The organism is Pleionea sediminis (assembly GCF_007570825.1).
Lineage (GTDB): Bacteria > Pseudomonadota > Gammaproteobacteria > Enterobacterales > Kangiellaceae > Pleionea > Pleionea sediminis.
Map to the genome: position 1 here is coordinate 840,341 of NZ_SUNB01000002.1, position 14,196 is coordinate 854,536.

12 protein-coding genes are annotated in these 14,196 nt (G+C 37.9%); 8 read left to right on the plus strand and 4 right to left on the minus strand.

The genetic code is table 11. The features are described 5' to 3' along the window. Nucleotides 1-137 precede the first annotated feature (137 nt). The gene (locus tag FAX86_RS13525) at nucleotides 138-2,318 is read right to left on the minus strand and encodes a S8 family peptidase (protein ID WP_144393942.1); all 2,181 of its coding nucleotides are present in this window, start codon (nucleotides 2,316-2,318) and stop codon (nucleotides 138-140) included. A 462-nt stretch (nucleotides 2,319-2,780) separates the two neighbouring features. On the opposite strand from FAX86_RS13525, the gene FAX86_RS13530 reads away from it, so the two are divergent. The 3 genes from FAX86_RS13530 to FAX86_RS13540 all read left to right on the plus strand — a co-directional run bounded on the left by FAX86_RS13530 (nucleotide 2,781) and on the right by FAX86_RS13540 (nucleotide 5,572). Continuing rightward, on the plus strand, nucleotides 2,781-3,149 hold the full coding sequence (locus tag FAX86_RS13530; protein WP_144393943.1) for a methionine-R-sulfoxide reductase: 369 nt from the start codon (nucleotides 2,781-2,783) through the stop codon (nucleotides 3,147-3,149). Nucleotides 3,150-3,602: 453 nt separating this feature from the next. Continuing rightward, nucleotides 3,603-4,376, plus strand: a complete 774-nt coding sequence (locus FAX86_RS13535; RefSeq protein WP_144393944.1) for a hypothetical protein — start codon at nucleotides 3,603-3,605, stop codon at nucleotides 4,374-4,376. A 353-nt stretch (nucleotides 4,377-4,729) separates the two neighbouring features. Next, nucleotides 4,730-5,572 carry a helix-turn-helix transcriptional regulator gene (locus tag FAX86_RS13540; RefSeq protein ID WP_164503577.1) on the plus strand — a complete coding sequence of 281 codons (843 nt, stop codon included), beginning with the start codon at nucleotides 4,730-4,732 and terminating at the stop codon, nucleotides 5,570-5,572. A 152-nt stretch (nucleotides 5,573-5,724) separates the two neighbouring features. On the opposite strand, the gene FAX86_RS13545 is transcribed toward FAX86_RS13540, so the two are convergent. Next, nucleotides 5,725-7,719: a beta-propeller domain-containing protein gene (locus FAX86_RS13545; protein ID WP_144393946.1), complete on the minus strand. Its 1,995-nt coding sequence runs from the start codon at nucleotides 7,717-7,719 to the stop codon at nucleotides 5,725-5,727. Nucleotides 7,720-7,928: 209 nt separating this feature from the next. On the opposite strand from FAX86_RS13545, the gene FAX86_RS13550 reads away from it, so the two are divergent. The 4 genes from FAX86_RS13550 (at nucleotide 7,929) to FAX86_RS13565 (ending at nucleotide 11,251) form a co-directional block, all read left to right on the plus strand. Continuing rightward, complete coding sequence (locus FAX86_RS13550) at nucleotides 7,929-8,777, plus strand: MipA/OmpV family protein (RefSeq protein WP_205859197.1); 849 nt, start codon at nucleotides 7,929-7,931, stop codon at nucleotides 8,775-8,777. Nucleotides 8,778-8,912: 135 nt separating this feature from the next. Then, nucleotides 8,913-9,275 (plus strand): DUF3019 domain-containing protein, encoded by a 363-nt coding sequence (locus tag FAX86_RS13555; protein ID WP_164503578.1) that lies wholly within the window; start codon nucleotides 8,913-8,915, stop codon nucleotides 9,273-9,275. Further along, nucleotides 9,275-9,991, plus strand: coding sequence for a response regulator (locus tag FAX86_RS13560; protein ID WP_164503579.1), 717 nt, complete (start codon nucleotides 9,275-9,277; stop codon nucleotides 9,989-9,991). The genes FAX86_RS13555 and FAX86_RS13560 overlap by 1 nt, the downstream gene beginning before the upstream one ends. A gap of 3 nt (nucleotides 9,992-9,994) precedes the next feature. Further along, nucleotides 9,995-11,251: an ATP-binding protein gene (locus tag FAX86_RS13565; RefSeq protein WP_144393950.1), complete on the plus strand. Its 1,257-nt coding sequence runs from the start codon at nucleotides 9,995-9,997 to the stop codon at nucleotides 11,249-11,251. Nucleotides 11,252-11,434: 183 nt separating this feature from the next. Here FAX86_RS13565 and epmA read toward each other — a convergent pair whose 3' ends face one another. Beyond that, a complete protein-coding gene (epmA, locus tag FAX86_RS13570; RefSeq protein ID WP_144393951.1) occupies nucleotides 11,435-12,385 on the minus strand; it encodes an EF-P lysine aminoacylase EpmA in 951 nt (316 codons plus the stop codon). An 89-nt stretch (nucleotides 12,386-12,474) separates the two neighbouring features. Continuing rightward, nucleotides 12,475-13,044, minus strand: coding sequence for an elongation factor P (gene efp / locus FAX86_RS13575; RefSeq protein ID WP_144393952.1), 570 nt, complete (start codon nucleotides 13,042-13,044; stop codon nucleotides 12,475-12,477). Between the two features lie 39 nt (nucleotides 13,045-13,083). Between efp and epmB the strand changes: the two genes are divergently transcribed. Then, a complete protein-coding gene (gene epmB / locus FAX86_RS13580) occupies nucleotides 13,084-14,118 on the plus strand; it encodes an EF-P beta-lysylation protein EpmB (RefSeq protein ID WP_144393953.1) in 1,035 nt (344 codons plus the stop codon). The last annotated feature ends 78 nt before the right edge of the window (nucleotides 14,119-14,196 follow it).

The following is a 14,196-nucleotide window of genomic DNA, read 5'->3' on the forward strand; positions in this document are numbered from 1 at the left end:
CAAAGTATAAGGGAGTTAAGGTGTGTTATATATTCGCAGCAGCTGACTATTTGAAAATATGTGGTCACTACTTTGTAATATAAGAAAGTGCCAAAAATAATTTTGGCACTTTACAAAGTTAAGAACAAATCGATTAACTAATCAGCGTAGTAGAAGTTACCTCCCCAAACAAACGGCGTTGAACCAGTCGGAGCAGTACCAATATAGCAGTGTGCACCATCGTAGGTACCATCAATACAACTCGGAGCCGCGGAGTCAGGAGTAGTATAAAAATTCCCATCGTAGATAAATGCTGTCGTCCCAGCGGGAGCTGAAGCAATATAACAATTCGCCGAATCATTCGTTCCAATTGAACACGCATCGTAAGTGGTATAAAAATTATTATCGTAAATAAAACCACCTGCTGGCTTTGGCATTACATAACAATTAGCGCCATCAAACCAACCAATCGGGCAAACGTTGCCCGACAAAGGCGTGGTGTAAAAATTGTTAGCATAAATAAATGCAGATGTTCCGGCAGGCGCTGAAGCAATATAACAATTCGCCGAATCATTCGCTCCAATTGAACACGCATCGTAAGTGGTATAAAAATTATTATCGTAAATAAAACCGCCCGCTGGCTTTGGCATGACATAACAGTTAGCACCATCATAATTACCAAGAGGACAAGATGTAAACGCCGCATCAATATAGTAGTTACCACTGTAAACAAACGGATTACTCGCACCATTAGGTACTGGCATGACAAAACAATTAGCCGAATCAAACCAAGGTGTTATTTGAGATCCATCGTGATAAGCAACAGGTTGATGGCAAGCTTCTCTCCAGTAAGCCAATAAATTAGGTGAACCAGAGCCAATGGAACTTAACTGTCCAGTTGTCGCGTCAGAAAGTATATTACTCATAACAGTAGCCGGAGTTGCAAAAGGATTATTTTGCAAATACAGTGCAGCGATTCCTGCTACGTGTGGCGCAGCCATAGATGTTCCTGACATGATATCAGAGCCACTCGTCGTTCCTGTCCGCGCAGAAACAATATCCGAACCAGGAGCAAATAAATCAACGCAAGATCCAAAGTTTGAATACGAAGCGCGATCGTCATCGTTTTCTGTCGCCCCAACCGTTATTGCATTGTTGACATTTGCTGGAGAAAAAGAACAAGCGTTAGCATTACTATTTCCTGCTGCAACAACATAAGAAAAGCCAGCATTAATAGAATCATTAACAGCAGCATTGATTGCTCCCGAAGATGAGCCACCCAAACTCATATTAACAACTGCTGGCGCAGAACCATTGGCGGTCACCCAATTTACCGCAGCAACAATCGTCGCACTCGTCGTTCCACCATTACACCCGAATACACGCACAGGAAAGACGGTTGCATTTTTTGCGACACCAAATTGTGTCCCAGCAACTGTGCCAGCAACGTGGGTACCGTGCCCATTACAATCAGCATTAAAAGCGCCAGCCACAAAACTTGCTCCGCCCCCAATTCTGCCCGAAAAGTCGGAATGACCACCATCAACACCAGAATCAATAATATACGCATTCACACCAGTGCCGTCTGATAAATAGGTCCAACGAGAGTCAAGAGTCAGTGGCCGCTCATCAATGCGATCAAGTCCCCAGGAAGGTGCTGGATTTTGAATGGTATACATTTCAACAAAACTGTCCCGTTCAACATACTCAACTAACTGATGCTCCATTAACTTTTCTGCTGACTCTTTTGACATTACGCCACTGAATCCTTTGAATGCCATATCATATACATGATGAACTTGCGCATCATGCAATTTAGCTATTTCGGATGCCATAAAATCAATTTCTTTCGGCGACATCCGCTGATCACTAAATTTAACCATATAGCGATTAGGTATTAATGTCGAAGAAACACAAACTTCAATAAACTCACGCTCTTTTTCAGCACAAACTGTCCACTCTTTTAACTCTCTTTGCAGAACGTGGTTCAACTTGGGTAATAAAACACCTTTTTCAGTTAGGGTTAACCGTGATTCGGCTTCTATAGCTCTTTCGCTACCACTCAAATACACTTGAACACTAGAAAAAGATTGCTCGCCATTAGTACGAATCTCTGACATCCAGTTCTCAAAAGGAATATTTTTTCCATTTTTTTGGTAAGAAATCTGCGTCGAAGGAGCTGACCATCTTTCATCCAAGTAAACAGGGTAGTTTTTTTCCTGTAGTGTATTTCCACTTAAGTTGACTTCACGATTTAACTCATTGGCATGAAGTCCAGATAAAGCGGTCACACTGGCTCCCAAAGTAAGAGCCACAAGTTTTAAATATTTATTGCACATAGAATGTCTCCATATTCTCTATTCGCATTTCACTGCTGAACACTGATTTCGACCTCAAAATGATTAACACTCGAGGTCCTTATTTATCTTTTGCGCAAAAGAGTCACCGACTAATTGGTGATGATTAAAACTTATCGCTCTATCTTCGAAAAACATAGCTAAAACACAGGTAATTACTGGCAAGCTTTTAAATTTTTCCCAAATTTACCCGGACGATTTGATCGTAGCTTGTTGAAAAATATACTTTATTCGAATCACCTATCCGTCTTATGGGATATAAATTCAATAGCTTAAAAATCACATAACAGAACCGAATGTATAAAAAAGGAAAACCATGTGAAATTGGAAAGTATATCTATTTGAAATAATCGAATGCTCTTTAATTTGAAATTAAAAATTAACATCTTCCACTATCAGTTATAGAATTATTTACTAATACTCTAACTTTTTGAGAGGCTAATAATGTCGGATCAATATAATGTTCTAACCGAAGAAGAAAAGTACGTTATCCGGGATAAAGGCACTGAGAGACCTTTTTCAGGAGAGTATGATAGCTTTTTTGCGGAAGGCTTATATGTCTGTAAACAATGCGATGCTCCTCTCTATCGTTCAGAGCATAAGTTTCAGTCCTCTTGCGGCTGGCCAAGTTTCGATGATGAAATTCCAAATGCAGTAAAAAGAGAAATCGATGCCGATGGTCGCCGCACGGAAATATTATGTGCAAATTGCGGCGGGCATTTAGGACATGTTTTTAAAGGTGAAGGATTAACAGAAAAAAACATTCGACACTGTGTTAATTCTATTTCGATGAAATTCATTCCGAACGATTGAGCAAATACAGGCACACCTATTCTGGGTAATACACCCCAATATACAACTTGCGAAAGCGGGTACATAACATCAGATTAACTTTTTTGGGGATTTTTGCAGAGGCAAGTTTTAAAAGTAGCGCTTTTAAAATAATTGAGTTAATTAGATATCATTTTCAGTTTGATTGAAAAATTTAGAACTCTTTAAGAATCGAACAGCAGTAGAAAAATATGAGTAATTTTCTTTGTGCGCTCGCAAGATTTGCAAACGCTTTTATGAAACAAAAGTGTCACATTTGTTTCATAAATAAGATTTTATAATTTACAAAATTTTCTTGTCTGCTTAGACAAGTATAAAACATTCTTTTATTCATTCTTTTTTATAAACCATGCCAAATCAAAAGGTAATATTCACTCTTTCCAGAGTCCCTTAATTCATCTAATATCCGCGCCCCCCAAAAAAAGGAGATTATGAATGAATAAACTATTAACTATCTTGATATTATCTTTAACAGCTCAAATTACATTAGCTGCAGACTTTCACGTGCCTACTGTTTCACGCTGCCTCGCCGACATGTCTCAATCAAATACCAAAGACAGCAAGGTTTATAATATCTATTCTGATTTTTACTATGAATACAGCGACAAACGTGACTATGCTATTCGAGCTATTCAAGAAGTTACTCAAAAGTTTTCAGCGGAAGATTCATCTTGCCAAGGCTTTACACAACCAATGAATCGGGAAACGGTTCAATGCTACAAGTTCAGCGGAAGTGAAGTATGCACAGTACCAAGCGATGCTGGAGAATTTATTGTTGTAAAAGATTATGTTGACTCAACCAATGTCATTCTTACCGAATACAGTAACGACTACACCGATTTTCCTGAAATTAATTCAGCAAACGATTTTGAAAGTTTATGGTTGCCTCAACCAGAGTTGTGCTACACCGATCTTTTAGCGCCTATTTACGATAGCCAGGCACACAGCTTAAATGCCTCCGCCTTTGTCAATTTTTCTGACTTCCGCTATGTACTCGCTCGAAGTAACCGCGACCTTGTTAAAAACATTTCAGAAAACGTTTCCAGTTGCGAATATGCAACAATGGATATTCCAGCTCATGAAATGACTTGTATTTCTCGACCTAACAAACCAGCAATTTGCTCAGTTGGTGCGACTGGTGGTGGTTACTTTATCTATGTTACTGACGCAGATAATACAATTCACATGATTTTTAATCGCTGGGACTAAGCTTTCCCACACATTCAGGAGTGCTCTAGCACTCCTGAAGTGCTTAGTCCTTGAAGTCAAATTCTTTAATTTCAACTATTTGATAAAAAGCACAGAACTTAAAGGCAGCATCAGAAAATACAAGCTGATTTCAACAGAACAGAAAGATTAATCATAACTCATTGTTTTATATTGCTTTTTAAAAGTAAGTTTACTGATTGATGACTCAAGATTTGGATTACACTGCTTTCAGCGCATGATTAGAGCCATGAAAAATTAGGCAAAGTGTTATTTTGTGAACAATTTACATTACCTAGAGGCATCGCAATGCGGTATATTCCCCATCAATGGAAATCGAGGAACAAGGAACTTTCATGACATCTCATTTATACCTTTGGTCAGACCGCTCACTCTACATAGGTTCTCTGCCTGATAACTTGAGTTGTCAGCCCGGCGCATCTGCTTTCCTTTACTTCTTAGATGCACCAGCAAAGATTTTACTCGATGGCCACCAAGAGCCGATAGAATCAAATACCTTTATCTTTCCAGTCAATCAACGCATTCATGTGCTAGAACATTCAGGTCGAGTACTAAATTTATTTCTAGATCCTTACCAAATTGAATACAACTTACTAAAACGTTCAATGCAAGACCAAGTTGGAACGACGTTTTTTGAAATGATATCAACGCAAAGCTGGGATGATCTTATTAAAGACATTGATGATAAAGTCATTTCACCCGTCAATGTATTTAAACGGGTCAATGAAGCAATTAACGAGCATTATACCTCATCTGTGCAAGCTCAAACGGATCAAAGAGTCAATATGGTTATAGACTTAGTCAAATTAAGCTCAAGCCAGCCGCTTAAGATTCCTTTGATTGCTGACACCATTAACATGTCAGAGAATCGTTTAATGGCGTTATTCAAAGCCAAAGTCGGTATTCCTTTGAGACGATACCGCTTATGGCACCTGCTTTCCGCAACCTGTGTGCGAATTGCGCAAGGAGAAAACCTAACCAGTGCCGCAGTAAATTGTGGTTTTTCAGATTCATCTCACTTCTACCGTAATTTCAAACATCACCTGGGAATAACACCGAAGTTTCTTTTGAAGAATACGCAGTTATCTAATATTCACATTAATAAAAAACCGATTAATACCCAAATGTATTCTGATCAGCTGATTCATGAAATTAAAAATCAAGCTATCTCAGCATAACGGAGCATAAAATCCCTTCTCCGATGAGATAGGCAATTTATTACAGAAAAATAAAGCAGCAACTTAGCTTAAATTTTCGATTCTTGTAAAATTAAAAAAGCCGCTTGCATAACAAGCGGCAAAGGCAGGTTGATCTAATTTTAAAAAGACAACTACTGCGGACCTTCAACTAAATCTAAATTATTCCACTCGGTTGACCAAACTTGAGCATTGTCAGTAAAAAAGACTGAATCACCATGCAAGACCGATCTCGGGCGATCGCTATATAAATAATTGCTCCCATCTTCTGCCTTCGCTGTTATAACTTCTCCATGTTTTTGTAAAAAAGCATTCTCACCAGTGTTGATATTAAATAGAAACAATCCAAAGTCAGTAAAATAGTACCGCTGGAAAGGATTATTCTCATCAATGTCTTCCGGTAAAGAATCATTACGCGCAATAGGCAATGCAAGACGGATGTTACCATTGCCCATATTGAGTAAACTAAAAGCATGGTGATCATGTGAAGCACTGGTAGAACTACCGCGCTGTCCAATCACCTCTTTTCCCACCGATTGAGGACTGTTCAAGTTGCTCACGTCAAAAAGCTCAACTTTAACGCCTAAAGGGATGCCAAATTCAGAATCCGCTTCGTGACCTACCCCTAAAATGAAATCTTCATTCAAAATATGTAGCTGTTGTGAAAATCCATCAACTTCTAGTTCACCCTGTATTTTGGGATCATTATCGTCTGATAAGTCAAAGACATAGAGGGGATCCACTCTTTCAAAGGTGATTGCAAAAGCTCTATTTCCTGAATAACGAACGCCGTAGATATCTTCACCTGGCTTGCCAATTGCCGATGGATTATCATCATTGGGTAGAACACCTAAAACGTTAAATGTCTCTCCGCTTACCGTTGGATTTGATAGTATGGTTAACTGATGTTCAAAGTCCCATCCCGTTTGGTTTTCATTCCATACTCTTTTAGTCGACAACACTCTAAATGAATCTTCAAACTCATCTAAACGGAATGAGAAGTTTTGCAAACCAAGATCGCCTGCAACTAATCCTGTATCGAGGTACTGGATGTCATTATTTGTAATCGAAAACTTATGAAACCCAGTGTTTTCACCATCTGACGCATAATGATAAATACCTGTTTGCGACACATAAATTCCATCGGTATTGCCACCCATACAGGACGATTGAATTTCCTGCGTGATTAAATCAACGCGTGTAATTGTCACTATGCTTGCATTACCTTCATCGCTTTTAGTCGATTGAGGAATGTAACAATCCTCGGTATCAAATAAGGGTTTAGCAGCACCGCCATTAACAACTAATTGTGGAATTAAGTCATTAATAGACATTTTATCAACTAACTGTTGGTTAGTACTTTTTTCCACTAATGTTTTCGGATAATAAATTAAGCCGTCTACTTCAGGCGTATATCGAGTCACTAGATAAACATTGTTCTCGATTCTTCGACTATCAAGAAAATGACCTTCAATTTCTATTTTAAATATTTCGTCCAGTTGTGAAGGCTGGTTTGCCCTTAGAAGATGCAGTCCCGTTCGCCCTTTACCCCAAACCCATGGATTTTTCCAATAATTTTGAATCCAATAACTTTCATCATCTGACGTTAATACAGTTAAGAAAGCATTATCATTGAATTCACTGATGTAAAAACCATTAATATCAATACCGGCTTCTGATAAAAGATGTTCACCAACCTGCTCAGTCTTGGCAGGGTTATGAAATGTTTTCATCACTCTAATTTTAGCAAAATCTTCGTCTTGAGGTTCATGGTCATCAGAGTGTGCATCTTCCCAATGAATAAAACGGTCTGGATTTTTCGCTAGATATAAGTAGTCGCCGTCATATTTTACCGAGTCGAGTTCATCGACACCGGCAACCTGCAAATTGGTTTCAGAATAGGCTCCCTCAGAATCGTGAGCAATTTCCACCAAAGGACCATTATAAGCGGAAGAAAGCAATCCATTGCGAATATATCGCCCATACTCCGCTTCTGATGAAACTAATTTCAATGGTTCCGCTTTAGCATTTTGCTGTTTAACCTTCCTTAGAGAATCATTATCTTTATCTATACAGCCAGTTAATAGCGCGGCTCCAATTAATATTGTCAATCCACCTAGTGTTTTCATATTATCTTTATCCCGATTTATTAGAGACTTAATATCTTATAGAGAGCGACTGTTTAAATCTGTGGTGAATTGGCTATAAAAATGTAGTTAATTGTTTAATTATTTAACTCAAACCTTTACACTTTTTAACAAATCAAAACGAAAATCATCAGGTGTCTACCGGAAATATCTGAGATGATTAATATTTACGTAGACAGACTTAAATTTCAGTGAAACGATATCTTTTAATTTTTATATTTTTATATCTCGAATTATCTAACGCCTCCGAACAAATGCAGGTAATTGAGGATTCGTCGTGGCAATTCGGTGTTGCCTATGGGTTTGGAGAACGCACTAATCCATTAGTTGGCTCTAAGGATGATCGAATCCCGATTATTATCCACTTGACTTACGACAATGATAATTTCTTTTTTGACAATGGCGACTTAGGTTACTATCTAACCGAAGGAAAAAGTTGGGAATTAAATGTTTTAGCCGGATTAAATAGTGAGCGTCATTATTTTACCTATTTAAATCGAATGGAACTTAATATTGCATCCGATCCTAACGAACCGCCAGGAAGTTCCGACAGTTATCATCAAGTCATGATTGATCCTCCCAAGCGCGACACCACCGTTGACGGCGGATTTGAATTACTAGTCGACAGCGAATTAGGCGATTTTCAGCTACAGCTCCTGACTGATATATCTCAAAAGCATAAGGGACAAGAGCTATGGTTAGGATACAACTATACATTAAAGCTGAACGACTGGAAGTTAGAGCCTGGTATTGCACTTATTTTTAAATCAAAAAACTGGACCAACTATTTTTACGGCGTCAATAGTAATGAGGTAGTTGTGGATCCTAACGATCAAAGTGTACTTCGACCGTTCTACTTTGCCGATGAATCTTTTAACCAACAAATAAGAATAAAACTGAGCTATCAATTATCAAAAAATTGGTATGTTATTAGTTTATTAGAAAAAGAGCTTTTGGACTCAAATATAAAAAGCAGCCCTATAGTGAAAGACAATTCCATTGATACTTTTTTTCTGGGCTTTTATCAGAAATTCAACTAAATGAGCATCGTAGTTTGATTGAAAAATAGCAACTAGAGTCATGTGAAACTCAATCAATAATTATTAATTTTGTTTAAATCAATATCTATTTCATATTTTGTCTTACTCTTTATAATTTTGAAGAGTAGCCCACTATTGTCTGAAAAAAATAAAAGCCCGCAATCAATAGTTAAAATTGACGATGTCATTTTAACTATACAACCCAAACTATGTGTATTATCGAGCAGTAGGCAATCTTGCCGAGATAACCTAGTTATTAATTGGATGAGTAAAAATGAAATATCACCTTGTTTGTATAAAGGGAGCGAGAAAAAAGAGCTGCGTTGTTGGATTAATAAAACCAATGGTAATTTCGAGCTTTTAGTTGAAACAAAAAATACAATTAATTTTCAATTACTAGAAGATACAACCATTATCGCTGAAAATACTCTCAAAGTATTTAAGCACTTTAAGAAAAGAAAAAGAAGTAGAAAACGTCACCCCTGGAGTATTTATTAGTGGAAAGCAATGCAAAACGGATTGTTATTGTCGAAGATGATGATAGGTTAGCGGATTTGACAAAAACCTTCTTAACTCAACATGAATATGATGTAAGCATTATAAATAATGGTCGGCAAGCTATTGACTCTTTACCATCTAAATCTTTTGATCTCGTTATATTGGACTTAATGTTACCAGGAGCAGACGGTATAGAAGTATGCAAAAAAATTAGAGGTTATTTTTGCGGTCCTATTCTAATGTTAACAGCTAAAAAGAGTGACTTTGATCAAATTATTGGCCTTGAAGTCGGTGCTGACGACTATGTTATTAAGCCTATTGAACCCAATGTTTTGCTCGCTCGAATTAGGGCTCTTTTGAGAAGAAATACCGAACACTCTATTCTCGATAATAGTCCAAATGATACTTTGATCTTTGGCGGATTAGAAATAAAGGAACATTCGCACAAGGTCGTATTGAATGATGTCGAGATACCTTTAACAACAAGAGAATTTCAACTTCTCTGGATATTGGCCTCTAATGCAGGAAAGATTGTTAGCCGAGAGGAAATATTTCATCAAACTAGAGGATTAGAGTATGACGGCATGGACAGAACTGTTGATGTTCGAATTTCTAAGCTAAGAAAAAAACTTAACGATAATACAGAAAACCCTTTTCGACTTAAAACTATTTGGGGTAAAGGCTATTTATTTGTGCCGGATGCCTGGGTTGAGTAAGTTATGTTAATACGTCGACTTTTTTTTCGTTTTTACTTATTCTTAGTACTTTGTATAGCGATAATAGGATTTGCATTAGATTTTATTGCAGACTCTCTACCAAAACAACAAACGGATGCTCATACAAAGCGGTATTTGGCTAGCTTTTTATACGTCGAACAGTTGTTAATTACCAATCCTAGCTTAGCATTATCAGATTTGAGCAAGTTCGCTAGCATGAAGTTAACTGCCAATATAGAAATACTAAAAAAGGAAAATTTTTCTTTTGATGACGCACTGATTAATAAAGTAGAATCTGGCGATATCATTCAATTGGAGAATAATGGCGACTTGTATTTAATTCGAATGATAGAAAACACTGAATACGTTATTTTGTATTTAACGGACACGGTAACCAACGATGTGCCATTTTGGACCTTTTTATTCTATATTTTACTTAGCTTGCCTGTCATTATTTGGCTATATCCTTTATCAAGAGATCTCAGGTTATTAGAAAATACATCTAATCATATTACTAAAGGTCGTTTTAATCATCGAGTTGATTTACCAGCGTCATCGCCCATCAAGCACATAGCTGATAGCTTTAATAAAATGGTCGAAAAAATTCAATATTTACTAGACGAGCAGAAATCTTTGATTGGCGCTATTTCTCATGAACTCAAAACACCGTTAGCTCGTTTAAAGTTTGCTTTAGAATTGCAAAAGAACTCAAGCTCTGAACCACACTCTATTGATGCCATGCAAAAAGATGTTGAGGAGCTCAGTAATTTAACCGAAGAACTTTTAAGTTATAAAAAGTTTGAGAATCTCGAAAATCAAGTTGTTTATCAAAACATTAATGTTCATGATTGGTTAACGTCTGTTGTTGAGCACTGTTTGGTTGATGATGAACTAACGATTCAATATAACTTTCTGCTAGAGAGGATAAACATAGATCCACATCTTATGGCACGAGCTGTATCTAATTTAGTGCTTAATGCAAAGCGATATGCTAACAGAAAAATTTTGATAAGCTGCTTAGCCGAAAATACTGCCGCAAAAATTATAATCGAAGACGACGGTATGGGCATTGAAGAAAAAGACCAAGATAGAGTGTTTGAACCTTTTGCGCAGTTAGATAAGAGTCGGAGTGAAAAAAAAGGAGGTGTAGGCCTTGGACTTGCAATAGTAAAAAATATTGTAGAATTACATTCAGGGAGCATTTACGTAAAAAAGTCATGTTTGGGTGGAGCTTGTTTTGTTATAGAAATGCCCATTTAGAGATAATTTTTAAAAATCTGAATCACTAAGCTTCTTTCGATTAACCCAAGTCTCTAACGACAGATTTCTGACTTTTAACCTGCAATTCGTAACTAAAGATTAAAACGCTTACGCTTCTATTTTTCAACTCAATATTTCAAACTCCTTTTTCCAAAGCACAAACAACTACTCATACATTCTTTATTATAAAGGAAATGGAATAACATCATTAATATGAGGCTTTTTGTCCGCTATCATCACAAGTCTGTCTAAACCTAATGCCACACCCGAGCAATTTGGCAATCCGTGTTCCAAAGCTAGAATAAACTTTTCGTCTATATCGACAAGAGTTTTTCCCATTTCGTTGCGCATTTTATTATCTTTTTCAAATCGTTGTTTTTGCTCTTGCACATCCGTTAGCTCCCAAAACCCATTTGCTAATTCAATTCCGTGACAATAAGTTTCAAATCTGGCTGCACGCATTTCAGACTTTGCGCTATTTGATACGCTCACAAGCCGCGCTAAAGAGGATTGAGTAGTCGGAAAGTCATAGATAAAAACGATTGAGTTTTTACCAAGTACAGGTTCAATTTTTTGCGCAAACAACAACGTTAAGTAATCATCACGATACAAATCATTAGGTAAATCTCCCAGTTGCTCACGCGCAATGTGTTCTAAGTCTTCTATACTCGATGAAAAAGGATCTATCGATAAGTATTTGATAAATGCTTCCTGATAAGTAAACATTTCTCGTTGGTTAATTCCAGTTACTTTTGCAACTAACTCATAAACTTCATTCATTAATTGATGATGATCCCAACCAAGCCGATACCATTCAAGCATCATAAATTCAGGTTGGTGGTTTCGTCCACGCTCATCTCGCCTGTAACTTTTGGACATTTGATAAATATCACCACTACCTGCAGCGATTAATCGCTTCATCGCATATTCAGGGGACGTTTGAAGCCAAGCTTTTTGACCACACACTTCAACTGATAATGCATCCATATAAGGATCAGTGACAGAGTGAGGCATTAACGCAGGAGTATCCACTTCCATCACGCCTCTTTGATAAAAAAAGTCGCGAACTATTCGAAATACGTTCGAACGAAATTTTAATGTTTCGATAGATGCTGACGGTCGCCATCCACTCATAGTTGCAGCCCTGAGAAGTGAGGTTATAAAAGGGATATTACTAACAAAAAAGGCAGCGAACCGCTGCCTTTTTTGAGCGTTGAAAAATTTTATTCTTTTGAACGCCCAGCGTATTCGCCTGATCGAGTATCAACTTTAATTTTCTCACCAATTTGAACAAACAGGGGAACATTCACAACCGCGCCTGTGTTAACAGTTGCAGGCTTACTACCACCGCTAGATGTATCACCCTTTAATCCAGGATCCGTATCCGTAACTTCAACAACGACCTGGTTTGGTGGAGTAATTGCAATTGGGTTACCATTCCAAGTGGTTACAACACAAGTATCTTGCTCGATAAGCCAATGAGCATTATCGCCAACCGCTTTTGCATCTGCCGCTACTTGCTCAAAAGAGTTTGGATCCATAAAGTGCCAAAATTCGCCATCAGTATAGAGGTACTCCATATCCTGATCCATGACGTCGGCTCCCTCAACAGATTCGCCCGACTTAAAAGTACGTTCTACCATTCTTCCGGTTAAAAGATACTTTACCTTAGCTCGCGCAAAAGCTTGCCCTTTACCAGGCCGAACGAATTCGTTCTCAACAATCACGCAAGGCTCGCCGTCTTGCATTATTTTTAGGCCATTACGAAAATCATTGGTACTATAAGACGCCATCGGATACCTCTGGTCAAAAGTTAAACTATCGAGTCAATAATGAAAGGCGCAATAATACCCTGTTCTCCCCCTGTTTGTCACAAGCAGGATTGGAAAAAACAATTAGCAACGGCAATTACTGATCCTGGTGCCCTTCTCGAGCTTCTTAAAATCAACAAAGAACAAATGGGCAAAGGTAACGCTCAAAGTTTGTTTTCACTTAAAGTACCCTACGCTTACATCACCAGAATGAAACAAGGTGATCCGAACGATCCTTTATTTCTTCAAGTTTGGCCACATGATGCTGAATTTGTTACGAGCCCTGATTTTATTGCCGATCCTTTAGAAGAAAAAAGTAGTAATCCAATACCCGGGCTTCTTCACAAGTACAAATCGCGAGTACTTACTATCACCACAGCATCTTGTGCAATAAACTGTCGCTATTGTTTTCGTCGCCATTTTGATTATCAAAACCAATCTTATAACGATACGGCTTGGAATTCCTGGGCAGATTACATTAAACAACACCCTGAAATCGATGAAGTGATTTTAAGTGGCGGCGAACCATTACTACTTCCCGACGATAAACTTGCCCGCCTGTTACAACAGCTCGAATTATTACCCCAGCTAAAACGCTTGAGGATTCACAGCCGACTCCCCTTAGTTATTCCAGACAGAATTACTGAAGAATTCACGGCTTTGGCAAAGTCTTCACGCCTGCAGTGGGTTTTAGTGTGGCATATCAATCATCCCGCTGAAATTGATGACGCTGTCCAAGATGCAGCTAAGCTCTGTCACGATGCAGGCATAGTTCAATTCAATCAGTCTGTGCTATTAAAAAAAGTTAATGACTCAATTGAAGTAATGCAGAAACTAAGTGAGCGCTTATTTACTAATAGAATTCAGCCCTACTACTTACACCTTCTGGATCGCGTTGCTGGGGTTCAGCACTTTGAAGTCACAGAAAACAAAGCATTGAAGTTATACAATCAAATGTTGGTCGAGCTTCCCGGCTATCTTGTTCCAAAACTTGTTAGAGAGGAGCCCGCCAAATCGAGTAAAACACCGATAAATATCAGTGAAGCGCCCATTTAAAGACTCAGAAAAATTTGGATTCATTTAAAATAGCAGAGTAGTGATATATTTATATTCGAAACGGAACTCTGTCTGATC

Coding starts and splice junctions, on each gene's coding strand:
- FAX86_RS13535 (WP_144393944.1), top strand. CDS start 3,603: ATGAATAAACTATTAACTATCTTGATATTATCTTTAACAGCTCAAATT.
- FAX86_RS13525 (WP_144393942.1), bottom strand. CDS start 2,318: ATGTGCAATAAATATTTAAAACTTGTGGCTCTTACTTTGGGAGCCAGT.
- FAX86_RS13565 (WP_144393950.1), top strand. CDS start 9,995: ATGTTAATACGTCGACTTTTTTTTCGTTTTTACTTATTCTTAGTACTT.
- FAX86_RS13545 (WP_144393946.1), bottom strand. CDS start 7,719: ATGAAAACACTAGGTGGATTGACAATATTAATTGGAGCCGCGCTATTA.
- FAX86_RS13530 (WP_144393943.1), top strand. CDS start 2,781: ATGTCGGATCAATATAATGTTCTAACCGAAGAAGAAAAGTACGTTATC.
- epmA (WP_144393951.1), bottom strand. CDS start 12,385: ATGAGTGGATGGCGACCGTCAGCATCTATCGAAACATTAAAATTTCGT.
- FAX86_RS13540 (WP_164503577.1), top strand. CDS start 4,730: ATGACATCTCATTTATACCTTTGGTCAGACCGCTCACTCTACATAGGT.
- efp (WP_144393952.1), bottom strand. CDS start 13,044: ATGGCGTCTTATAGTACCAATGATTTTCGTAATGGCCTAAAAATAATG.
- epmB (WP_144393953.1), top strand. CDS start 13,084: ATGAAAGGCGCAATAATACCCTGTTCTCCCCCTGTTTGTCACAAGCAG.